The organism is Helicobacter sp. 11S02629-2, from assembly GCF_002272875.1.
Classification (GTDB): domain Bacteria; phylum Campylobacterota; class Campylobacteria; order Campylobacterales; family Helicobacteraceae; genus Helicobacter_I.
This window is the reverse complement of sequence record NZ_MLAN01000008.1, coordinates 1-23,633: the sequence shown is the minus strand read 5'-3', so window position 1 is coordinate 23,633 and position 23,633 is coordinate 1. Positions and strand designations below refer to the sequence as shown.

18 protein-coding genes and 1 tRNA gene are annotated in these 23,633 nt (G+C 36.0%); 9 read left to right on the top strand and 10 right to left on the bottom strand.

The genetic code is table 11. The features are described 5' to 3' along the window. Positions 1-7 precede the first annotated feature (7 nt). The 3 genes from BKH40_RS05900 to BKH40_RS05890 are packed head-to-tail and all read left to right on the top strand — an operon-like array spanning position 8 to position 3,971. Positions 8-1,054, top strand: coding sequence for an N-acetylneuraminate synthase family protein (locus tag BKH40_RS05900; protein WP_095277780.1), 1,047 nt, complete (start codon positions 8-10; stop codon positions 1,052-1,054). A 49-nt stretch (positions 1,055-1,103) separates the two neighbouring features. Next, entirely contained in the window at positions 1,104-2,420 is a 1,317-nt protein-coding gene (gene hisS, locus BKH40_RS05895) for a histidine--tRNA ligase (protein WP_095277778.1), read from the top strand. A gap of 18 nt (positions 2,421-2,438) precedes the next feature. Further along, entirely contained in the window at positions 2,439-3,971 is a 1,533-nt protein-coding gene (locus tag BKH40_RS05890; RefSeq protein ID WP_095277776.1) for an ABC transporter ATP-binding protein, read from the top strand. On the opposite strand, the gene BKH40_RS05885 is transcribed toward BKH40_RS05890, so the two are convergent. Next, positions 3,968-4,162 carry a hypothetical protein gene (locus tag BKH40_RS05885; protein WP_143428460.1) on the bottom strand — a complete coding sequence of 65 codons (195 nt, stop codon included), beginning with the start codon at positions 4,160-4,162 and terminating at the stop codon, positions 3,968-3,970. The two genes, BKH40_RS05890 and BKH40_RS05885, sit on opposite strands and share 4 nt — an antisense overlap. Positions 4,163-4,296: 134 nt before the next feature. Further along, positions 4,297-4,373: transfer RNA gene (locus BKH40_RS05880), tRNA-Met, on the bottom strand. A 127-nt stretch (positions 4,374-4,500) separates the two neighbouring features. On the opposite strand from BKH40_RS05880, the gene uvrC reads away from it, so the two are divergent. Further along, positions 4,501-6,171, top strand: a complete 1,671-nt coding sequence (gene uvrC, locus BKH40_RS05875) for an excinuclease ABC subunit UvrC (protein WP_180675148.1) — start codon at positions 4,501-4,503, stop codon at positions 6,169-6,171. An 88-nt stretch (positions 6,172-6,259) separates the two neighbouring features. On the opposite strand, the gene BKH40_RS05870 is transcribed toward uvrC, so the two are convergent. The 3 genes from BKH40_RS05870 to BKH40_RS05860 all read right to left on the bottom strand — a co-directional run bounded on the left by BKH40_RS05870 (position 6,260) and on the right by BKH40_RS05860 (position 9,709). Next, entirely contained in the window at positions 6,260-7,183 is a 924-nt protein-coding gene (locus tag BKH40_RS05870) for an aldo/keto reductase (RefSeq protein ID WP_257842529.1), read from the bottom strand. A 319-nt stretch (positions 7,184-7,502) separates the two neighbouring features. Then, positions 7,503-8,507 carry a catalase gene (locus BKH40_RS05865; RefSeq protein WP_180675147.1) on the bottom strand — a complete coding sequence of 335 codons (1,005 nt, stop codon included), beginning with the start codon at positions 8,505-8,507 and terminating at the stop codon, positions 7,503-7,505. Between the two features lie 41 nt (positions 8,508-8,548). After that, positions 8,549-9,709, bottom strand: a complete 1,161-nt coding sequence (locus BKH40_RS05860) for an FtsW/RodA/SpoVE family cell cycle protein (RefSeq protein ID WP_095277770.1) — start codon at positions 9,707-9,709, stop codon at positions 8,549-8,551. Positions 9,710-9,814: 105 nt separating this feature from the next. Between BKH40_RS05860 and topA the strand changes: the two genes are divergently transcribed. Further along, positions 9,815-12,184 (top strand): type I DNA topoisomerase, encoded by a 2,370-nt coding sequence (gene topA, locus BKH40_RS05855; RefSeq protein ID WP_095277768.1) that lies wholly within the window; start codon positions 9,815-9,817, stop codon positions 12,182-12,184. 193 nt (positions 12,185-12,377) lie between these two features. On the opposite strand, the gene BKH40_RS05850 is transcribed toward topA, so the two are convergent. Beyond that, positions 12,378-12,959 carry a hypothetical protein gene (locus BKH40_RS05850; protein ID WP_095277767.1) on the bottom strand — a complete coding sequence of 194 codons (582 nt, stop codon included), beginning with the start codon at positions 12,957-12,959 and terminating at the stop codon, positions 12,378-12,380. Between the two features lie 111 nt (positions 12,960-13,070). On the opposite strand from BKH40_RS05850, the gene BKH40_RS05845 reads away from it, so the two are divergent. The 3 genes from BKH40_RS05845 (at position 13,071) to BKH40_RS05835 (ending at position 16,422) form a co-directional block, all read left to right on the top strand. Then, on the top strand, positions 13,071-13,820 hold the full coding sequence (locus BKH40_RS05845) for a glycosyltransferase family 25 protein (RefSeq protein WP_095277765.1): 750 nt from the start codon (positions 13,071-13,073) through the stop codon (positions 13,818-13,820). Positions 13,821-14,013: 193 nt separating this feature from the next. Continuing rightward, the gene (locus BKH40_RS05840; RefSeq protein WP_095277763.1) at positions 14,014-15,060 is read left to right on the top strand and encodes a sulfite exporter TauE/SafE family protein; all 1,047 of its coding nucleotides are present in this window, start codon (positions 14,014-14,016) and stop codon (positions 15,058-15,060) included. A gap of 18 nt (positions 15,061-15,078) precedes the next feature. Then, positions 15,079-16,422 (top strand): ComEC/Rec2 family competence protein, encoded by a 1,344-nt coding sequence (locus tag BKH40_RS05835; protein WP_095277762.1) that lies wholly within the window; start codon positions 15,079-15,081, stop codon positions 16,420-16,422. A gap of 15 nt (positions 16,423-16,437) precedes the next feature. Here the strand turns inward: BKH40_RS05835 and lspA are convergent, their stop codons facing one another. Further along, on the bottom strand, positions 16,438-16,953 hold the full coding sequence (gene lspA / locus BKH40_RS05830) for a signal peptidase II (protein WP_180675146.1): 516 nt from the start codon (positions 16,951-16,953) through the stop codon (positions 16,438-16,440). Between the two features lie 93 nt (positions 16,954-17,046). Here lspA and carB point away from each other — a divergent pair, with 93 nt between their 5' ends. Next, positions 17,047-20,364, top strand: a complete 3,318-nt coding sequence (gene carB, locus BKH40_RS05825; RefSeq protein ID WP_095277760.1) for a carbamoyl-phosphate synthase large subunit — start codon at positions 17,047-17,049, stop codon at positions 20,362-20,364. A gap of 84 nt (positions 20,365-20,448) precedes the next feature. On the opposite strand, the gene BKH40_RS05820 is transcribed toward carB, so the two are convergent. From BKH40_RS05820 to BKH40_RS05810, 3 genes are all read right to left on the bottom strand, one after another. Continuing rightward, positions 20,449-20,688 carry a DUF2443 family protein gene (locus tag BKH40_RS05820; protein WP_095277759.1) on the bottom strand — a complete coding sequence of 80 codons (240 nt, stop codon included), beginning with the start codon at positions 20,686-20,688 and terminating at the stop codon, positions 20,449-20,451. Between the two features lie 169 nt (positions 20,689-20,857). Continuing rightward, positions 20,858-22,603 (bottom strand): pilus (MSHA type) biogenesis protein MshL, encoded by a 1,746-nt coding sequence (locus BKH40_RS05815; protein WP_095277757.1) that lies wholly within the window; start codon positions 22,601-22,603, stop codon positions 20,858-20,860. 127 nt (positions 22,604-22,730) lie between these two features. Further along, a complete protein-coding gene (locus BKH40_RS05810) occupies positions 22,731-23,006 on the bottom strand; it encodes a ComEA family DNA-binding protein (protein ID WP_180675145.1) in 276 nt (91 codons plus the stop codon). Between the last annotated feature and the right edge of the window lie 627 nt (positions 23,007-23,633).

The following is a 23,633-nucleotide window of genomic DNA, read 5'->3' as shown; positions in this document are numbered from 1 at the left end:
GAAGCATATGTTAACTTTAAAAACTGCACATAAAACTAGGATTATAGATAAAAGCGAGCCACCTTTAGTTATAGCAGAACTTGGCATTAATCATAATGGAAGCTTAGAGTTAGCAAAACTTATGGTTGATAGTGCAGCACGCGCTGGGATAGAAGTGCTTAAGCATCAAACCCATGTCATAGATGACGAGATGAGTAAAGAGGCCACTAAAGTAGTACCGGGTAATAGTGATAAAAGCATATATGAGATAATGAAAAGCTGTGCTTTAAGTCTGCAAGATGAGCGCACACTTAAAGAGTATGTAGAATCTAAAGGCATGATATTTATCTCAACTCCTTTTAGTCGCGCTGCTGCTAATCGCTTAGAAGACATGGGTGTGTGTGCTTATAAAATAGGAAGTGGCGAGATGAACAACTACCCACTTATAAAACATATTGCTAGTTTTTCTAAACCTATGATAGTGTCAACTGGGATGAATGATATGGATTCTATAAAAAAGTGCGTAGAAGTTATAGAATCTAAAAGCGTAGACTTAGCACTTATGCACACAACTAATCTCTACCCAACTCCCCCTCATCTTGTGCGTCTTGGGGCGATGGTAGAGATGATGCAAGCTTTTCCACACTTGCCAGTTGGACTAAGTGATCACACACTTAATAATAACGCCTGCATAGCAGCCTTTGGTCTAGGGGCAAGCCTAGTTGAAAGACACTTTACTGATATCATGACTAGAAGTGGCCCTGATATAGTTTGCTCTATGGATGAAGAAAACGCTAGGGTGCTGGTTAATGCAAGCAAGGAAGTTTTTGTTATGCGTGGTGGAAGCAAGATAGCAACTAGAGAGGAGCAAGTAACTATAGACTTTGCTTTTGCAACTTGTGTGTGCATAAAAGATATTAAAAAAGGTGAAGTTTTTAGCATGGATAACATTTGGGTTAAACGCCCACGTGTAAAAGGAGCACTAAGTGCTAGCGAGTTTGAAGGCTTGCTTGGGAAGGTAGCAAAAGTTGATATAACAAAAGACACTCATATATCTAAAGATTTAGTTTTATAAAGATAGAATCTAGTTTTATTAAAATATCGCGATACTTAAAAGGAGTGTGATGTTAGTAACACCTAGAATCTTAAGTGGTTTTAAAGACAGACTACCAAATGAAGCCTTAATAAAAATGCAACTAATAGAATCCCTTAGCTCAGTCTTTTTAAGCTATGGGCTTATGCCTATAGAAACTCCTCATCTTGAGTACTCTGAGGTTTTATTAGGTCTTAGTAGTGATGAGATAGAAAAAGAGCTTTATAGATTTAAAGATCATGGTGGGCGTGACGTGGCGCTGCGTTTTGACCAAACTGTACCGCTAGCACGTTTTATAACCCAGCATAGAAATGAACTCCAACTACCCTTTAAACGCTTTGCTATAGGTAATGTTTTTAGGGGCGAGCGTGCACAAAAGGGGCGTTATAGAGAGTTTACCCAGTGTGACTTTGATATAGTTGGAAGTGAAAGTTTTTCAAGTGATGCTGAGATAATCGAGATAATCTTTTCAACCATGCACGCACTAAATCTAGAAGAGTTTACTATCTGGATAAACCATAGAGATATCTTAAATGGAATCTTTGAGTATCTTGGTATCGCTGAGGTAAACTCAGCCCTTAGAATCATAGATAAGCTTGATAAGATAGGGCTTGAAGGTGTAAAAAGCGAGCTAGGAAGTGAGCTAGATATAGATGAAACAAAGATAGAAAGGCTTTTAGAGCTAGTTAATATAAAACAAATTAGCACACATGAGGAGTTTTTTAAACAGATAGAACACTTAAAAGGCTATAACGAAAAGCTACGTCATGGCATAGAGACTTTAGAAAAAGTTTTTAGCCTACTTTCTCATCTTGATATAGAGATATCTTTGTGCCGTATAAACTTTTCTATAGCTAGGGGTCTTGGCTACTATACTGGCATAGTTTATGAAACCACACTTGATAGGATAAAAAGTATAGGCAGTGTGTGTTCAGGTGGTCGCTATGATAATCTTACTAATCGCTTTAGTAAAGAGCGTCTTAGTGGGGTTGGTGCAAGTATAGGTATAGATAGGCTGATAGCTGCACTTTTAGAGTTAGATTCTCTTAAGATGCAAGGGACTTTTGCAAGGATACTAATATGCGTTACTAAAGAAGCCTATCTTGGCTTTGCCCATAAGCTTGCACGTGCTTTTAGACTAAGTGAGATACCAGTTGAAGTTTATCCAGCTGCTTCTAAGATCCAAAAGTCACTATCTTATGCTAATCACAAAGGTCATGAGTTTGCAGCCATAATTGGCGAGAATGAGTTTAATGCTAAGTCTTTAACTTTAAAAAATATGACTTCAGGCCACCAGATAGAAAATATAAGCTTTTTAACAGCCCTTTCTATAGTTAAAGAAAACTAAGGCTTTTGTAAATAATCTATGAAGTCTGATATGGTCTTAGAGGTTAAAAACTTAAATGCAAGTAATGGCTTTGCTTTAAAAGATATAAACTTAAGTCTTTCTAAGGGAGAAAGGCTAGGGCTAGTTGGCAAAAGTGGAAGCGGGAAAAGCCTTCTTTCAAGACTTATAGTAAGACTAGAATCTAACTTCACCATACAAAGTGGCGAGATAGACTTCCTAGGGGCTAATCTTTTAAAACTAAAAAGCATTAGAAGTTTGCTTGGAAGAGAGCTATCTTACATCCCTCAAGAGCCTTTATCAGCACTTAATCCACTCCATAAGATAAAAAAGCAGATCTTAGAGCCACTTAAGATTCATAAAACTAAAAGCAATGATTTAGATTCCTTACTTAAAAGGCTAGAGCTTGATAAAAGCTTGCTTGATAGATATCCTCACGAGCTAAGTGGTGGGCAAAGACAAAGAGTGCTTTTAGCCATAGGGCTTATAAACTTCCCAAAACTTGTAATCTGTGATGAACCAACTACTGCACTTGATGCTAACTTAAGCTTAGAAATCATAAAGCTTTTAAAAGAGATATGTGAAGAAAGAGAGATAGCCACTCTTTTTATAACGCATGATCTAAAGTTACTATCTCACTTTACCTCAAGAGTGTGCATCATGAAAGATGGGCAGATAGTTGAAAAAGTAGATTCTTTAAGTGATATAAAAAGTGAGTATGGGAAGCTTTTATATGATGCTTCTAACTTGCCAGTTAGAGAAGAAAAAAGCTTACAAGAAAGAGTTAAGGTCTTAGAGACAAAAGACTTTAGCGTAGGCACTATAAAGCACTTTTTCTTTCAAAAGCGTTTTAAAAGCATCATAAGTGATGTTTCTCTTGCCTTGCATGAAGGCACAACCTTTGGCGTAGTTGGACAAAGTGGAAGTGGAAAAAGCACCCTTGCGTTAGGGCTTAATGTACTTATGAGTTCACAAGGTAGCTTAAAAGTTTTTGGCAAGACTTTAATACAAAGTGGCAAGCTAGATAAGCTATATCTAAAAGAGGTAAGAAAAAAGATGCAGATAATCTTCCAAGACCCTTTTAGCTCCTTAAACCCTCGCCTTAGAGTAAAAGATATAGTAAGTGAAGGCTTATTAAACACTACTATGACTAAGGGTGAAAAACTTCAGACTGTAACTAAAACGCTAAATCTTTTAGAGCTAGATAGCAGCCTTTTAAACCGCTTCCCAAGTGAGCTTAGTGGAGGAGAAAGGCAAAGAGTTAGCATAGCACGTGCCCTTGCTGTAGGCGCAAAGATATTAGTGCTTGATGAGCCTACTTCTGCCCTTGATAAGGTAGTACAAAAAACTACTTTAAACCTCTTAAACTCCTTGCAAGAAAAACTAAGCCTAAGTTATATCTTAATAACCCATGACCTCCAAGTCCTAGCACATATGTGTGACTACGTAGCTGTTATCTTTGAAGGAAGGTGTATAGAGCAAGGAAGCTTAAAAGAAGTGCTAGCTAATCCAAAAGATAACTACACTAAAAGTCTTTTTAAAGCACTTGATTAAAGCTTTAAGCCAGATATCACAAGAAGTACCACGCAGATAAAAAAGACTATCCTAAGTATCTTAAAACGCTTACTTCTTGGAGGGTGTTTTTTGGTTATATCTCTTGAAAGGGCACTAAAAGCCCAGTAGGTTGCAAAGATAGCACAGTATAAAAGCAGTATGCTAAAAATTAGGTGCAAAACTGAAGCCATGCCCATAAGGTACCTTGTATGTAGTGGAATCTAAACTACGTTAAACGTATATAAAAGTGCTTATTATAACTTGAAATATTTAGTAGGTAAGTTTTGTTATTAGGATAAAAGCTTGTGGATAAAGTGTTTGAAGTTGGTGTCAAGGGGGAGACTTGAACTCCCGACCTCCGGCTTATGAGACCAGCGCTCTAACCAGCTGAGCTACCCTGACAAAAAGTATAAAGGCTGAAATAAAAAGACTAAATCTTACTTTAAAAGCCCTTGTTTGTCAATATTATTAGGGTAAAAAGTTAGTTAGACTTTCATCTGTCTTTATTTTTAAGAAAGGAGGAGAAGTTTTGAGTTTACTAGAAGATGTTAAAGACCTGCCAACTTTGCCGGGCATCTATCAGTACTTTGATGTGCATAACGCTTTGCTTTATGTAGGTAAGGCTAAGAATCTAAAGTCACGCGTAAAAAGCTACTTTATCCTAAATGTAGAAAAAAACGCACTCCTTCCAAACCCAGCAAACTCTCTTAGAATCCAAAAGATGATAAAAGAAGCACACTCTCTAAGATACACCATAGTAGATAGCGAGCAAGAAGCTTTGATCTTAGAAAACAGCTTTATAAAGTCGCAAAATCCAAAGTACAACATCTTGCTTCGTGATGATAAAACCTACCCTTACATCATGCTAGATATGGGTGCATGCTACCCACGCCCAGTCATCACGCGCAAGATGGATAAGAAAAAAAATGTCTTTTACTTTGGTCCTTTTACAAAGGGTGCAAGCTTTGTTTTAAACGCCCTTTATACGCTTTTGCCGCTAGTTCAAAATGCAAGTTGTGCTAAAGGTAAAAATGTCTGCCTTTACTACCAGCTTAATAAATGCCTTGGTGTGTGTGAGTTTGGAAAAGAAAAAGAGTATAAAGTGCTTGCAGATAAGACCTTAGAGTACTTACAAAACCCACACAGGCTAAAACAGGCCTTAAAGTCTTATATGCTAGCTTGTTCTAAAAAGCTTTTATATGAAGAAGCAGGAGCTTGTAAGCATGCTTATGAGGTGCTTGATGATGTTAGGCTTTACTCCAAACTAGATTCTAAACACAAGCAAAACCTTGACATACTAGGCTTTGAAAGTGATGAAAAGTATGGAATCTTATTTAAACTTTTCATGCGTGAAGGGCGTGTTATAAGTAGTGATAAGCTAGTTTTTAAAGCAAGGAATGAAGATAAAGTAGCAGTTTATAAGCAGGCTATCTTAAATCTTAAACATGTTGATAACTTTGCTAATGAGATAGTTTTAGCTAATCTAGAAGAGAGTGAGTTTGAAAGCTTGAGTGAAGATTTAAGCGGGCTTAATCTCACGCTTACTAGTCCAAAAAAAGGCTTTAAAAAAGCCCTTTGTGAGCTAGCTTGCAGTAACGCTAAAAATACCTTGCTTAATAAGACTTCAAAAACTGAGCTTGCTTTAAATGAGATAGCCACACTTTTAGATTCTAAAAGGATAGAAAAAGTAGAAGTTTTTGATACAAGCCACCACGCTGGGACTTACTGTGTGGGCGCAAAAGTGGCATTTGTAGGCGAGGACTTTGATACTTCTAGCTATAGACGCTATAAGCTAGAAGGTAAAGATGAGATAAGTCAAACTACTGAGATGTTAACTAGAAGGGCACATAGTTTCAAGACTGACTTTCCACCTGATTTGTGGGTGCTTGATGGAGGTGCTGTGCAGTTAAAGATAGCCAAAAAAGCTATAGAATCTATAGGGGCTAATGTCGCTCTTTTAAGTATCTCTAAAGAAAAAAGAGACGCTAAGGCTTACCGTGCTAAAGGTGGGGCAAAAGATATATTACGCTACTTTTCAAAAGATAGTGATCATATCTTAGAGTTAAGACTAGATGTTAAAAATCCAATGCTGCAGTTTTTGCAAAAACTCCGCGACGAGGCCCATCGCTTTGCTATAACTTTTCATAGAGAAAGGAAGGTAAAAGGCCTTACAGGTGCCAAGGGTGTGAGAGGAGAGTAGGGGCTAATGTCGCTTTTTTAAGTATCTCTATCTAGCTTGTGATAAATATAAAAGCTATTAGGACTTTAAAAATCCTAATACTTAAAGGTTAATACCAGCCAAAAAGTGACTTGTTAGTCTCAAGCTTGGCGATATTTGCCATATCCTCACTATCAAGACTGAAGTCAAATATGTCTATATTTTCTATCATGCGTTTTTTGTGAGTAGTTTTTGGTATGGCAACGATGTTGTTTTGGATTAGGAATCTTAAGCCGACTTGTGCCACAGTTTTGTTGTGTTTTCTAGCTATGCTTTCTAAAACTGGCTTAGCAAAAAAGCCATTTCTTCCTTGTGCAAAGGGACTCCATGCCTCTAGTACAGTATCTTTCATAACTTTGCGAAGCTCACGCTGCATATAAAAGACGTGAGTTTCCATCTGGTTTACCATAGGGGTTATCTTCACCTCCTTTATAAAACTTGTATACTTTTTGGCTTTAAAGTTTGAGATGCCTATGCTTTTTAAGATTCCTTTGTGATAAAGCTCTTCCATGGCCTTATACATCTGCACAGAATCTTGGAAAGCCATGTGGATTAAAAGTAAGTCTAGATAGTCAACTTGTAGCTTTTTAAGGGCTAAGTCAACTGCTTTAAAGGTCTCTTTATAACTCATATCATGAGATAGCTTAGTGGTTATAAAAAGCTCTTTTCTAGGTACAGCACTTTCTTTTAAACCTGTGCCGATTTCTTCTTCGTTTTTATAAAGCTCAGCTGTGTCTATAAGTCTATAACCAACTTCTAGTGCTTCAAGAGTGCAACGAGTAGCTATATCTTTTCCAATCTTATAAGTGCCATAGCCAAGGAGAGGCATCTTTACGCCATTATTAAGCGTTATATTTGGAATGTTAACTTTGCTATTTATGCTATCTTTTATATGCTTTGTTTCACCTAGTGCATTTGTCCCCATAAGTCCTAAGCCCCCTGCCATAACTCCAGCTGCTATCATAGTGTTTTGCATAAACTCTCTTCTGTCCATGGCTTTCTCCTTGTTATATAAAAGTGTAAGTAGATTCTAGCATTATGCATTTTTGTTAGAATTTATGGCATGGATAAATATTAACACTAGAAGAACTTTTTTCACACTCTAGGTTAAAAGCCTATGATGTGCTTAGATTTTTTGGTTGTTAGTTAAAGACCTATTATTAGGTGGGTGATTGAACCTGCTGATTGAACCCACTCTAAGATGTGAGTGATAGTGCAGCATGTTTGTATAATTTGTGACTTTGTAGCTAACTTAATCTTGTATCTTAAAATGATTCAAGATTAAGCATAGAATCTAGTCTTTTTTAAAAGCCTTATTGTCTCTCACTAAAAGTGATTCCATAAACGTGGTTTCTTAGCTGGAAAAGTTCATCTTTTGGTGCAGCTACACCTTTAGGCATAACACCCGGTATAAATACATCTTGAGCAAACTTATGACCTTCATACTTAGTAACGCTTAAAGTTCCTACGTAGATTTTTGCATGCAAGTCATCCCAAGGCATAGAAGTATCATCTATAACATCATCAGTTCTAGCTGGGATTATGTACATGTAGTACTTCACGCTTCCTTTTTTAAGGTCTTTTTTGAAAGTGTCTTCAAGGTAGTTGTCTTTAGTTTTAGCTAGCTCTTCTTTGCTTAGTGTTCTTTCACCACGCGCTGGCACAAAGATAAATCTAGCAGGCTGCATCTTATTATCTGCAGTTTTAAACATAAAGGCATGAAGGCTGTAGTAGGCTACATTAGATACAGATTTTGATATACCTCTTATCTTGTTGTAGGCTAAAAATCTTTGTGCTGGCTTTGAAGTTTTGACAAACTCTTCAAACTTTTTAGGATTGACTTTGCCGTCTTTATCTGGGAATCTAGACTGCAAAAAGCCTATGAACTGCTCTTTAGTCTTAGCAAAGTTTATAGGTGCACTAGCTAAGGCCATATCCCACTCACTGCCATTACCCTTTAGCTTTATGCCAAATCCAAGACCCGGAGTTTTATCGCTTCCATTAGGGTTAGGGCCGCCTACTGAGTATCTAACTTGTGCTTCTATCTTGCCTTTACTTGTTAGCATAGGTATATCATAAAAGTCTTTTAAGTTGCTAGCTGCTTTAAACTCACCTATAGCAGAAAAGCCTTTAGTGTGGTTAATCTTATGCTTACCATCAAACTTGCCTGCCACTGTGTGAAAAGCCTTGGCGAAGTTTTCAGCACTAGTATCTACCTTACTAGGGTTTGAAGAAGCTCCAGGCTCTGCAGCACTAACAAAGGCACTAAAGCCTAAAAGCAGAGCGCTTAATATGCATACTTTTGAAATCTTTCTCATGTGGGTCATCCTTTGTTAATTTTAGTTAATATTTTCTCATTCTATCTAAAAAGGTTATTTTTCCTTTTGATAATGGATCCTATCTTTCCAAAAAGGTTAGTATTGTTACTATCTGGATTGTAAGAAAGTTCAAAACGAAACACCTTTGCATTCTCTAGCATGGCTAAAAGTACTATGAAGGTTATAAAGCTAGACCCCCCATAACTAAAAAGTGGCAGAGGTATGCCAACTACTGGAGCTAACTCTATAGTCATACCGATATTAACTATCACATATATAAAAAAAAGTAAGGCTACACAGCTGGCAATGACCCGCATGAAGTAGTCCTTACTCTCTATAAAACAAAAAGAAAAGATGTGTACAACTATAGACATATAAAGGATGATGAGGATTAAAGAGCCTATAAAGCCAAAGCGTTCTGCAAAGTGGGCAAAGATAAAATCACTCGTAGCAATTGGCAAAAACTTAAGATTAGACTGAGTGGAATCTTCTTTACTCTTCCCAGTTAAGCCCCCACTTCCTACAGCTATAAGGCTTTGATAAACTTGAGCCTTTGGCTTGCCACTTATAAGCGTTTGGATTCTATCTATTTGGTACTTTTTTAAAACTATCTCAAACTTATAGGCTATAGGCACAAAGATGACTATAACTACTATGATAGTTATCCATATCTTTTTGTTAACCCCTATGATAAAAAGCATGCCATAACCCATGATTAAAACTACTAGGGCAGTTCCAAGGTCTGGTTCTTTAAGGATTAGCAAAAAAGGCAAGAGGATAAAAAAGCTAATCTTACAAAACTCTAAGATTCCATAGCCTCCTTTTGGAGGAGGGTTGTGGTGGATGTAGTGGGCTAAAAGCAAGATGATGGCTATCTTTACTGGTTCACTAGGCTGCAAAGAAAAGCCACCTATGCTTATCCATCTTTGAGCACCTAACTTTGTAGTGCCTATTAAGTCAACGGCTATTAAAAGTAGTATACAGATGACATAAAAGGCTATGACACTTTTATAGAGGTATCTAAAAGGGACAAAAAAAACAAAAACAAAGACAAAGATTCCTAAAAAAGAGTAGCTTAACTGACGATACATTAAGGCAGTTGATGTTTCACTTAGCAAAAATGTACTAACTAAAATTAAAGGGATGATGAGTAAGATTAGGACATAATCAAAATGGGTTGATATACGACGTCCAAAAAACAATCAAAATCCTTGCAATAAATTAAAGTATAGATTATAAGTTACATTTACTTAAGTTAGAATAATTAAAGCTTTAATATTACTTTTTTATCAAACACAAGGATAAATATGCCAAACGCTAACTCCAAAACAAAAGATTCTTCCATAGACACCAAAGATTCCAAACCTTCTAAAACCACTAAGACTAAAGCCAAAACTACTAAAACTTCATCTAAAACTACTACTAAAACACCTAGCAAAACTGCACTTAAAACTAGCACTACTCCTAAGAGTGCTAGTAGCACTAAGCCTAAAGTCAAAACTTTAAAGAATCTAATAATTGTAGAATCTCCAGCTAAGGCAAGAACTATAAAAAACTTTCTAGGCAAAGACTATGAAGTCATAGCTTCAAAAGGACATATAAGGGATCTTCCAAAATCTCGCTTTGGCATAACTATAAAAGATCATAGTTTTACCCCAACTTATGAGCTAGCTAAAGATCACTTAGAGCTAGTAGAAAAGATAAAAGCCTTTCATGATATAGCCGAGACTACTTATATCGCAACCGATGAAGATAGAGAAGGTGAGGCTATAGGCTTTCACATCATAGAGGCTTTAAAAGAAAACATAGAAGGCTTTCCTCGTATAGTCTTTCATGAGATAACAAAGCAAGCTATTACTAACTCACTAGAAAATCCAAGAAGCATAGATATGGATAAAGTTAACGCCCAGCAAGCAAGAAGACTGCTTGATAGGATAGTAGGCTTTAAGCTTTCAGGACTTCTAGCTAAAAAGATAAACAAAGGCCTTAGTGCAGGACGTGTGCAAAGTAGCGTTTTAAAAATCCTAGTTGATAGAGAAAAAGAGATAAGGGCTTTTAAGCCAGTAAACTACTATCTTATAAATGCTTTTGATAAAGATGTAAGTTTTGATCTGCATGAGTTTAAAGGCGAAAAGATTGAAAAGCTTAGCTTTTTAGAAAAAGAAAAAGTAGACGCCGCTTTAACCATCTTAAAAAATGAAAGTTATAAAATCACAAGCATAGAAAAAAAGCAAAGACTAACTAACCCAAGTGCGCCTTTTATGACTTCAAGCTTGCAGCAAAGTGCAAGTAGTGTTTTGGGCTTTAGCCCGACTAAAACTATGAGTGTGGCACAAAGGCTTTATGAAGGAGTACAGACTAATAAGGGCTTACAAGGTGTTATAACCTATATGAGAACTGATAGCTTAAATATAGCCAAAGAAGCACTCACAGCTTTAAGGGGCTATATAAAAGAAAAGTATGGAGATAAGTATCTAGTTAGTAGTCCAAGAAGCTTTGTCTCAAAGGCTAAAGGCGCCCAGGAAGCACACGAGGCCATACGCCCAACCAACATAGACTTTACGCCAAGTATCGCAAAAGACTATCTTAAAGATGATGAGTTAAAGCTTTATACGCTTATATTTAACCGCTTTGTGGCGACGCAGATGACTAGTGCGGTATTTGACACATTAAGCGTTTTGGCAAGTTCAAAAAGTGCTACTTTTAAAACTACTGGACGAAGCTTAGTCTTTGATGGATTCTATAAAGTGATGGGCAATGAGGATAAAGACAAGCTTTTACCAAGCTATAAAGAAGGTGAAGCTATAGCATTTGACCCTATAAAAGAAACTCTTAAAACTACTGAGCCACCAGCTAGATACTCAGAAGCAAGCCTTATAAAAACTATGGAATCTTTAGGTATAGGCCGTCCAAGTACCTATGCTCCAACTATAAAACTACTAGGTGATAGAAACTATATTTCCATAGAAAAAAAGCAAATCCATACTGAAGAAGTGGCATTTACCGTAACTGACATGCTAGAAAATAACTTTAATGAGATAGTAGATGCTAACTTTTCAGCAGCCTTAGAATCTAAGCTTGATTCTATAGCAAGCCACTCAACTAACTGGGAAGAAGTGCTTTGGGACTTTTATGAAGGATTTAGTGCTAAGCTTGAAGAGGGTGAGAAAAATATAGTCTCACTTAAAAAGCATGAATTAACCGGTGAGATGTGTCCAGAGTGTGGCGAGCCTTTGGTTTTAAGAAGTGGGAGATATGGCGACTTTGTGGGTTGTTCTAACTATCCAAAGTGTCGCTACATAAAGAAAGAAAAAAAAGAGACAAGCGAGGTTAATGCCACTCCAACTGATGAGGTATGTGAAAAATGTGGCGCGCCCATGGTTATAAAGCAAGGGAGGAATGGAGAGTTTTTAGCTTGCTCTAACTATCCAAAGTGTAAAAACACCAAGTCTTTAAAAAGTGACGCTTTAGAAGTCCCTTGCCCAGAGTGTGGAGGGCAGATAGTAGCAAAGCGTGCAAGGAGTGTGTTTTATGGCTGCTCTAACTATCCAAAGTGTAACTTTATCTCTAGTACTAAACCAGTTAATAAGCACTGTGAAAAGTGCGGCTATCTTATGCGTCAAAAGGGTAAAAATAAAGCAGTTTGTATAAAGTGCAAACATGAAGAAGATATTTAAAATTTAGGATTTTATCTTGTCGTTATGATATTTGGCTTAGTTGCTAACTAAGCTAGTTTATATCAAGGCACAGAATCTAAGATAACTTAACCTTAGCTTCAAAGTACATGAAAGCCTTCCTTTGAAGGAGGCTTGCAAAGATTTATCTTTAAGAATATTAAGATGTTATAGATTCTAAAGATTAGAATCTAGCTTAGAAAGTATAGGTATAGCTAAAAGTGTAAAGTGTAGTGGCCTTTGGAAGGGTTTTAAAAGTAGTGTTATTAAGTGGGATTCTAGCAAGCAGCTCAAGCCTGTTGTGCCCACCATCAAAGCTAAAGCTAACCCCGGCATTTACTTGACTTATAAAGCCTTCTTCTTTGTTTGGGAAGGCTATGTATCCATTACTACTGCCTACTATCACACCAAAGCCTAGCTTTTCACCTTGAAATATGTCATAGATTAAATCTATATTCAAACCACCATAGTAGTCACTTGGCACCCTCTCATAGTTTAGATAAGTCCTTATGCCCAAGTACTTATTAAAAAACTGAGTGTAGCCTAGAAGTAAAGTCCCACTTATGCTTTTTAGTTCAAACTTATTAGTAGCTGCCCCTATGCCCACAAACACACCACTTTTCTCAGCTATATGATCTATATAAGAAGGCTGTGTGCTTATGCCTAGTGAGTTTAAAAGTGAGTTTTCATTAAGAGGTGTTTTACTTTTGGCATAAATTGGTGCACTAAATGCAAGTATGGTAGCTGTTATGGTTAAAAGGGCAAGTTTTAGTTTCATAGTATTGGCTTCTTTATATGTAAGTTACTTTTTTGCTATCTGTTATTTTAATATCAAAAGTGATAATATTTACCTTATAAAATCGACAAAAATACAAAGTGAGTTTAAAAAATGGATGCTTTTATAATAAATCTTAAAAAAAGTACTGCAAGAAAAGAAGCTATGGAGGCTAATATTGCAAGTTTTAGAGAAAAGCATCAAGACTCAGAGATAGTTTTTCACTTTTTTGAAGCACAAACTCCAGATTCTATAAAACAAAATGGTTTCATAAAAAGGCATGATAAGTTTTTAAACAAGCTTTGGCGTCAACCTGAAATTAGTGAAACTGAGATAGCTTGCTTTGCATCTCACTACTATCTTTGGGAAAAATGTGTAGAGTTAGATAAGCCTATAGTTGTGCTAGAAGATGACTGCAGTTTTGGCTGCTACTTTGATAAGGGCATAAAAGAGTGTTTTAACTCCCCTTATAGCTATGTAAAACTTCATCTTTCATCTTTTCATACCATGAAATTAATTGGAAGAAGGTTTGCCTACTGTCCTAAACTTATACTTAGTGCAGTTTGCTATTACATAACTCCAGAGGCCGCTAAGAAGTTTATAAAACATGCTAAAAAGGTCTATATACCAATTGATAACTATATGAGCAACTCTTTTTTAAATGGAGTAGTAGAGATGGTTTATGTACCAGAGTTGGTTATATCAAATGAACACAATCAGCACACAACTATAACCATGACCAAAAACCAAAACATTGGAGCTTTTAAGATAGTTAAAGAGCTTTTTAGAATCTATAGACAGATGAGAGAGCTAATGTTTCACCTAAGGCACTTTATGTTTATAAAAAAGTATCTTTCAGAGTAGGCTAGTCTTTTGGAACTAACTAGCCTTCATAGCTTTAATTTTTGATAAAAAGTTTCTAAACTTCACTTTCACTACTAGATAAATATGAGACTTAAAGTTAATAAAAGATTTTAGATAGTAAGCTAGGGCGATACAACCCTCTTTGACTTTTAATCATAAGCTTGATAAAGATATCTCAAAATGAAGGAAGACAGTGGAAGCGATACTTGGTATATTTATAGCGGCTTTTTTGGGTGCGTGGGGGCACTGTGTAGGGATGTGTGGAGGGATAGTTTTAGGCTTTAATACGACCAAATCTATAAATAACACCAAAACGCGCATTGCCTTAGGTAACTTTGTCTACTTTCTAGGTCGTCTTACTTCTTACATAATAGTAGGTATCATCTTTTCTATAATCGGCAAAGGTTTTATAGATAACTTCCATAGAGGTATAGTCTTTATAGTAATAGGGGCTTTAATCATCATAACTGCGCTTCTTTTTAACTTCTATCCAAAAGTGCTAGGCTATGTCACACCTAGTGCTAACTCTGCTTGGTATAAGAAGGCTTTTAAGTATACATTGCAAGCAAAAAGCTTTTTTAGCTACTACTTACTGGGGCTTTTAAATGGCTTTTTACCTTGTGGCTTTGTGTACACCTTTGCCCTTGTTGCTGCTGGCTTTAACTCCATCCCTTTAAGCATACTTGGCATGATAGCCTTTGGACTAGGGACTTTCTTACCGCTTTTTTTAATAGGCACAAGCTTAGGAAGTCTTATAAGAGGCGGCTTTAAAGCAAGACTTAGCACTTGGCTTTTAAGACTTTCTATGCTTTTAATGCTTTATTTTGGTGCAGGAAATATATATATGGGTTATGGGATGATGATAGGTAAGATGTATATGCTACCGGGTATGCATATGGGCATGAAGGGGATGCATGGGATGCATGGTCATGGAGATATGAAAGGCATGGATATGGGTGATATGCATATGGAAGGCATGCACATGAAGGACATGAGCCATGAAAGCATGCATATGGATTCTAAGTCTATGAACATGCAAGATAAAGATATGGATAAGATGAAAGATATGGATATGAAGCATGGTGACATGGAAAGCATGCATATGGATTCTACTAATAAATCTGATGCGAAGGATACTAACCATATGAATGGCATGCATATGGAATCTAAGTCTATGGATATGCATGATATGAAGGGCGTGGATAAAGAATCTAAGCCTATGCATATGGATTCTAACTAAGACTATATAAGGGTGGGCTTGAAAAGGCATTTTAAAAGCACTCTAGATATCTGCAAGTCTTTTCTTAGATACTACTGGCTTTTTGAAAGCAGGCATGTTAAAGATACTCGTTTTAGTCTAGATATATTTAGCAAGCGGGATTATATCTTTGTCTTTTTAGTTCTTTCTTGTATCTTATGCATCACTTTAAGCTTAAAGTATAAAAACTACCTTGCTTTGCAAGATACTAAAAGAATAGAAGCAAAAGTCATACTTCAGTACCCAAAGGACAACAAGACTATCTTCAAGCTAAAAACTAAAGATGGCTTTAATCTCTACACTATAGAACACACTCCTTTTGAAAGCCTCAAAGACTTGCGTAATAAAGACGTGCAAATCCTAGGCAAGGCTAATAAGTGCTCTTTTTTAGATTCTTTTAAATCTTGCTTTTTTATAAACATGGGCATGGCAGTTATGCCAACTTCTTTTGGCTTGCTTGACTTAGTTTATGCCCAACATAAAAATAGCCTTTTGGGTAATCTGCACGCAGCACTTTTCTTAGGAGATAGCCTAGATCCAGCCCTAAGACATCTTTCTAACTCTTTGGGCTTAGCCCACATAATAGCAATTAGCGGCTTTCACTTAGGTGTGTTAAGCCTTATGCTTTATATATTTTTTATGCCTATTTATAGAATCTTTCAAGCAAGATTCTATCCCCATCGTAATGCTTACTTTGATATAGGGGCTTTAATCCTTGCTTGCATGGGTGGCTATCTTGTCTTGCTTGATTTTCAGCCTTCATTTTTTAGAGCTTTTTTAATGGCAAGCTTTGCTTTTTTCTTGCTTTTCTCAGGGCTTAAGATAGTAAGCTTTTATAGTCTTATGCTTTGTGCTTTGTTTGCCTTAAGTCTAGATTTAAGCCTTGCTTTTAACATAGGCTTTTTGTTATCAGTAGCGGGAGTTTTTTATATATTTTTATTCATAAAGTATGTGAAAACTAAAAGTGCTTTTTTAACTTTAGTGCTTTTTAATCTCTTGCTATTTTTGCAGATGATGCCAGTTGTGCACTACTTTTTCCCTTACTTTTCACCCTTTCAGCTAGTCTCTATCCCAGTTGGTTTGGCTTTTGTGCTTTTCTTCCCACTTAGTCTTTTTTTGCATCTTGTAGGGCTTGGAGGAAGTATAGATTCCTTATTGCTTCCATTTTTAGATATGAAGTTTTTTTTAAGTGAGTTTTATACACCTTTATCTTTGCTTTTAGCCTATCTTGCCTTAAGTTTTATAAGTATCTTTTATAAAAATGCTTACTATATTCTTTGTGTTTTTACTATCTGCTTTTACTCTTTTAACCTATGGGTTTATGTAAAAAGTTTAACTTTATAGCTTAGCTTTTAATCCCTATCTTGCATTTTTTCTTTTTATAAGCATGGTTATTATCATTATGATTATCCCTAGATTTATACTCATATCAGCAAGGTTAAATATCGCAAAGTTAAACTGATAATGCCAGTAGATATAATCAACTACGCCTTTATATAAAAACCTATCTATAATATTACTTATACCTCCTCCAAAGATAAAGCCAAAGCCTATAAAGTACTCTTCAAAAAAGCGTCTTTGTTGGATAAAAAAGATGATTATGATTAGGATTAAAAATAGCTGGATGTATTTAAGATTATCCCCTAGAAAAGCTAAAAAGCTAAAAGCTACGCCTTTGTTAAAAACTAGTGCTATATCTATAATCTCGCTTCTAAAAAGATAGCTTATAGAATCTATATTTATAGTGCCATACTTGTGAAACGCAAGGCGCAAGATTTCATACTTTAGGAATTGATCAAATATTAGCACAACTATTAAGATGGCTAGGAAGATGTAGATTTTGTATTTAAGTCTTTTTGGAGTGGGTGAAGTCAAGATTTGCCTTTATTTTGGTTTTTAAGTAGAGTAAGTACAAGGTATAATTTAGCACAATTTTCATAACTCACTTTTTATCTTTAAGGATTTTATATGCAAGACACCAGTTTTAAAAACATACTTCTTATAGGCTCAGGTCCTATAGTTATAGGGCAAGCTTGTGAGTTTGACTACTCAGGCACGCAAGCTGTTAAGACTTTAAAGGAGCTAGGTTATAAAGTGGTGCTTATAAACTCTAACCCAGCAACCATCATGACAGATCCAGACTTTGCTGATAAAACCTATATAGAGCCTATAACTCCTGAGATAATATTAGACATTATTAAAAAAGAAGATATTGATGCAGTTTTACCTACTATGGGTGGGCAAACTGCGCTTAATGTCGCTATGAGTATGCATGAAAAAGGACTTCTTAAAGGTGTAAGATTCTTAGGAGCAAAGCCAGAGGCTATAAAAAAAGGTGAGGATAGGCAAGCCTTTAAAGAAGCCATGCTTAAAATTGGCATGGATATACCAAAGTCAAGATACGCTTATAATGAAGATGAAGCCCTTTTAGCAGCCCAAGAGATAGGATTCCCACTAATTATTAGAGCGTCTTTTACCTTAGCTGGTGGAGGTAGTGGAGTAGCTTATAACATAGATGAGTTTAAAACCCTAGCTAAAATCGGTCTTGATGCAAGCCCAGTCCATGAGATCTTAATAGAAGAATCTTTGCTTGGCTGGAAAGAGTATGAGATGGAAGTTATAAGGGATCACAAAGATAACTGCATCATAGTTTGCAGTATAGAAAATCTTGACCCTATGGGCGTACACACTGGAGATTCTATAACTATAGCACCAGCTTTAACCTTAACTGATAAAGAGTATCAGCGTATGCGTGATGCCTCTTTTAAAATCTTGCGTGAGATAGGGGTAGATACAGGCGGGAGCAACGTGCAATTTGCCATCAACCCAGAAAATGGCCGTATGACAGTTATAGAGATGAATCCACGTGTTAGTAGAAGTAGTGCTCTTGCTTCAAAGGCTACAGGCTATCCTATAGCTAAAGTCGCCACGCTTTTAGCAGTTGGCTTTAGTCTAGATGAGATAAAAAATGACATCACTGGCACACCTGCTAGCTTTGAGCCAAGTATCGATTATATAGTGACTAAGATTCCACGATTTACTTTTGAAAAGTTTCCACTTGCTAACTCTAGCCTTACGACATCTATGAAAAGTATAGGTGAGGTTATGGCAATTGGCGGGACTTTCAAAGAAAGCCTTCAAAAAGCTATATGTTCACTAGAGCAAGGCTTTTATGGATTTAATCGTATAAGCACAGATTCTATCTTGATCAAAAAAGAGATAAGGCGTCCTAATGCAAACCGAATCTTATACATAGCTGAGGGCTTTGGGCTGGGCTTAAGTGTAGATGAGGTTTATGAGCTAAGTAAGATAGATAGATGGTTTTTAAACGAGATAAAAGAGTTAGTAGACTATGAGCAAAAGATAACTACAGAAATACTAACTAATAAAGAGCTTATGAAAGAGGCTAAAAGCTATGGCTTTAGTGATAAAAATATAAGCCACTGGCTACAAGAAAATGAAGGCTTAGATATCACAGAAAGTGAAGTTTACCAAGCTAGACTTAACCTAGGAGTAAAGCATAAATACAACGAAGTAGATACTTGTGCGGCTGAGTTTGCTTGTAAAAGTAACTATCTTTATTCTAGCATTGGCAATTATGAAGATGTGCCAAGCGAATATCTTGATGATAATTTGCTTGATGATAATTTAGAATCTAGTGCTAATAATTTAGATTCTAAAGGGCTTAAAAAAGTGCTAATAATTGGCGGTGGGCCAAACCGCATAGGGCAAGGCATAGAGTTTGACTACTGCTGTGTACACGCAAGCTTTGCTTTAAAAGATATGGGCATACAAAGCATTATGTATAACTGCAATCCAGAAACTGTGAGCACTGATTATGATACAAGCGATAAGCTTTACTTTGAGCCAATAGACTTTGAGCACGTAAGAAGTGTTATAGAAGAAGAGCAAGTAGATGGAATCATAGTGCACTTTGGTGGTCAAACGCCTTTAAAACTAGCAAACCTCTTAAGTAAGATTAATGCTAAAATCATAGGTACTAAGCCAAAAGCCATTGATAAAGCTGAAGATAGAGAGAAGTTTGCAAAGTTTGTAGTTGAACTAGGGCTTAACCAACCAGAAAATGGCATAGCCTTAACTAAAGAGCAAGCTCACTCAGTAGCTAGAAGCATAGGCTTTCCGGTTTTAGTGCGCCCAAGCTACGTACTAGGCGGGCGTGCTATGCGTATAGTCTATGATGACTTTGAGCTTAAAAAGTATATGGATGAAGTAATCGCTGTAAGCGAAAGTAATCCTATTTTGATAGATAAGTTTTTAGACAAGGCAATAGAGCTTGACTTAGACTGCATAAGTGATGGCAAAGATGTCTATATAGGTGCCATCATGCAGCACATCGAAGAAGCAGGAATCCACAGCGGTGATAGTGCTTCTTATCTTCCAACTACTAGCATAGATGAAGCCTTAGTAGAAAAGATCTGCAAGATAAGCAAAGAGATAGCCTTAAAGCTTGAAGTAAAAGGGCTTATGAATGTCCAGTATGCTATCTATAAAGATGAAGTTTTTATCATAGAAGTTAACCCTCGCGCTTCTCGAACTGTGCCTTTTGCCTCCAAGGCCACTGGGCTTCCACTAGCTAAGGTTGCAACTCGCGTTATGTGTGATGAGCCACTTTTAGATGCGATTAGATTCTATGATAAGTATGACATCTTAAGAAAGTTAGAAGATAATCTTTACACTCACAAGCACCTAAAACACTTTAGCGTTAAAGAATCTGTTTTTCCTTTTAACAAGCTTCCGGGAGCTGACTTGCTTTTAGGCCCTGAGATGAAAAGCACAGGTGAGGTTATGGGCATAGCTAAAAGTCCAGAGATAGCCTTTTTTAAATCCCAAGTTGCTTGTAAGAATCCTCTTCCTACATCTGGCACGGTATTTATATCCTTGCAAGATAGCGATAAAGAGCACGCCTTAGGCCTAGCTAAAAGCTTTTATGATATGGGCTTTAAGATAGTTGCAACTACTGGGACTTTTAAGATCTTAAAAGAAGCGGGTGTTGAAGTAAAGCAGGTACTAAAGATTAGCGAAGGTAGGCCAAATATCAACGACTTACTAGTAAATAACGAAATAGATCTAGTGGTAAACACAAGTGATGAAAAAGCAAAAGAAGACGCAAGGCTTATAAGGGCTACAGTTTTGAAGATGAACATACCTTACTTTACCACAGTCTCAGGGGCGCTAAGTGCTATAAAAGCTATCAAAAAAGAAACTAGCACTAAGGAAGCAAACCTTGCTTGCTCCTTGCAAGAGTATCTAAATAAGGCGTATTAGTTTTGTGCTTTTAGATTCTATGTTAGCATGGAATTTAACTTAAGGTGCAGTAGCTAAGAGTATGCACAATCTAAAAAGCAGGCTTTAAAAGATTAGCATCTCGCGTTTTATCTTATTAAGAAGATCTATTTGCTTTTTTAGCTTGTCTACTTCTTCATCTATATCAGCTAGCATACCCATGGATAGCCCTTCGGGCATGTCTTTTGAGCCTCTTTTTATGAGGATATAGTCTATTAGATCAAGCTTTGCCATATTTAAAAGTATGGTTATTTCATCTCTTAGATTTTCTATATTTCTTATTATCTCTTCAATTTTTTCAAACATAGTAGCCTCCATAACGATGTTTATTTTACTTAAAAACTAAGGCTTTGTGGTAGCTGGCTAATATTGGCTATGGTAGTTTTTATAAAAATGACTTTATTACTAAAAGCTTTAATAAGGCTTATTGCAAGGCTTTGCTAGCTACTATATTAGCTATGAGGCTAGAGTTTAGCTACTCTATAATAGTTGGCGTGATGATGATAACTATCTCTTCGCTTCTATTAAGCTTTTTAGTGTTTGAAAAGATGCCTTTTACTCTTCTTAAGCCTATGATGCCGTTTTCATTGGTTTCGTTATGGTTGCTTATTAGCCCGCCAATTATAACTTTTTCGCCATTTTTTAGCCTGACTATGGAAGAGAGTTGATTGGTGCTTAGATTTGGCGGACTAGAAAGGGCTGTGGCACTATTTTCTATAAGGGCGTTTTTTGCCCTTGTGATTGAAGGGTTTATACGTAAGATTATCTCATCGTCGCTAATTGATGGGGTGATATCAAGTAAGATTCCAACAAAGACGCTTGGGTACTGCACGCTTTGGTTTTGTATGGTGTTGTTGGTGTTGCTTGTTTGAAAGATTAGATTTTGCGAGTATCTAAGCACTGAGCCTACGCTTATGATGGCTGGCTGGTTGTTTAGTGCACTTACTCGTGGATTTGAAAGCGATTTAACATTTCCTTGGGTCTCAAGAAAGCCTAAGATACTGCTTAAAGATACGTTTGGGTTAAGTATATTTAGCGAGTAGTCAAGGTTAAAAGCACCATTTGCATTGCCACCTAGATTCAAACTTCCACTTGTGGCTGGGGCTGAAAAAATGGAGGCTAGATTATTCCAGTCAATCCCTGCATTTGTAGACTTAGTATGAGTGATATTTAAAATCTCAACGTTTAGAAATATCTGTGCTCTCATCTTTGTGTGCATGTTTTCTAAAAATTGTGATACTTGGCGCATATGAGACTTATTGGCAAGCACACTTACTAAGCCAGCATTTTTATCTATACTAAATTTTGAATTATTAACTGCTACTTGTGGGTTGTTTGTGCTTACGTTTGGAGGGCTACTTTTAAGCAAAAAACTTAGTTCTTTTTCTAAGCCATCCCAAAAGTTTAACTCATCCATAGAGTAGATTTTAGTACCACTACTACTTGGTCTATTGCCCGATAAGGAGCCTTCAAAAGCATTGTTTAAGGTGTAGGGGTTAGTGGCGAGATTTGGCTGAAAGGTGCCATAGTTATAGCTTGTAGAGTATGAGTTTTGGTTTTGTTCTTGGGAGAGAGTAACTGAAGTGTTAGAAAGCGTAGTACGCACACTTGCTATATAGTTTATATCAAAAGTTTCAAAAGCTAGACCGTAGATTCTAAGCAAGAAGGGTGAGACTTCATAGTAGTAATTTCTTAGAGAGATATTTAGGATGTCTTTTAGTGGTCTTTTATCAAGGTGGAGGGCTAGGGTGTCGTTTTCCACCCAGTTTATGTACTCTACACTAAATCCACACTCTGAAGCTAGTGCGCTTAGGATCTCTGAAAGCTTTTCTTCTTTGGGCTTGGTTAGGGTGTGAAGTGTAGTAGAGCAAGCTGGAGCAAGTTTTGCTATATCTATATCTTCATCTTCAAATATCTTGTTGTGCCCTAATGGAAAGGACTTCAGGCGTTTTTTGGTCTTAGTTGGTTTTAGGTCTATTTGGCTAGGGCTTGTTAGATTTAGAGTATTTTCTAAGTTTTTAAGATTTGCTATATCTTGAGAGCTTGTAAAGTTTTTTTGTTGGCTATTATCTTTTTTAGGCTTTTGTATTTTTTCTTTAGCCTCTATGTTAGCCTCTATTTGTTGTTGTTTAGTGGCATCTTTTGCAGAAAGATCCACAAGACCAATGATAAAACAATATACAAATAGTTTCATTAAGAAGTTGTTTAAATAAGAAGTCATTTAACATCTTTTTGAAAAGCTTTATTTTTGAGATTATGTTTTTTACAAGCGTGTGAGCACGCTTTGTGGGTACTAGGATATGCACAAGATTCTATATGTAGAATCTTGCAATCTAGATTTATAAGGGTTATTTTGCAGCCTTGTCTTTAGAAGGTATGTCTTTGTTAGACTTTACTTCTATATCGTTTCTTATTTTATTAAACAGTTTTTGATTTATGCCCTTAACTTTTTTAATGTCTTCTATATTTTTAAAAGGCTCTTTGCTTCTGTAGTCTATTATTTCTTTAGCTTTTTTTGGGCCTATACCCGGAAGTTTTTCTAACTCTTTTTGTGAAGCTGTATTTATGTTTACAGCGGCAAATAAGAAACTAAAGAACATGACCAATATTGTTAAAAATTTCATTACATCCAACCTATATGTTAAAAAATATCTATATGCATAGGCTCAATTCTATGTATGAAAAACTTAAATCTAACTTAATATTTATCAAGATTAATAAATACTTAAGCTTAAATCTTAATTTTAGTTTATATTTTATTGTATTTCTATATTTCGTATTCTAAAAAAGTTTAATATTTTTTAATTTTTAATAGAGGATGATACATTTTCTTATTTGTTGTGTGTAGTGGTTTTTCTAGTTTTTTAGATTAGTTATATTATGTAAAAAAAGCACAGATTAAAATCGTATTGGAAGATTTGATAATTGCTATATTTATTTTTTAAGTTTTTGTTTAAAACTATGGATGAAGTAAAAATTTTATACAAACCTTTATTGTAGCTTTAACATTAATATATGCAGTTAGGTTTAATCGATGCATCATAATTTTATGTTGTATTTTGCTAGAGCTTTTGAAATCTAATTTGAGGCGTATTTTTAAAAAAATATCTCCATTTTCTTCCCCTCTAAGCTTCCCTTAAGCTTCACTTCACTATAGTTTCATTTCTCAAGCGATTAAGGCTTACTTTTCTTGTTTTGATTAGTTTAATTTTTAGCTTTTTTCAAACTTTTTTATAATGTCTATAAATAGG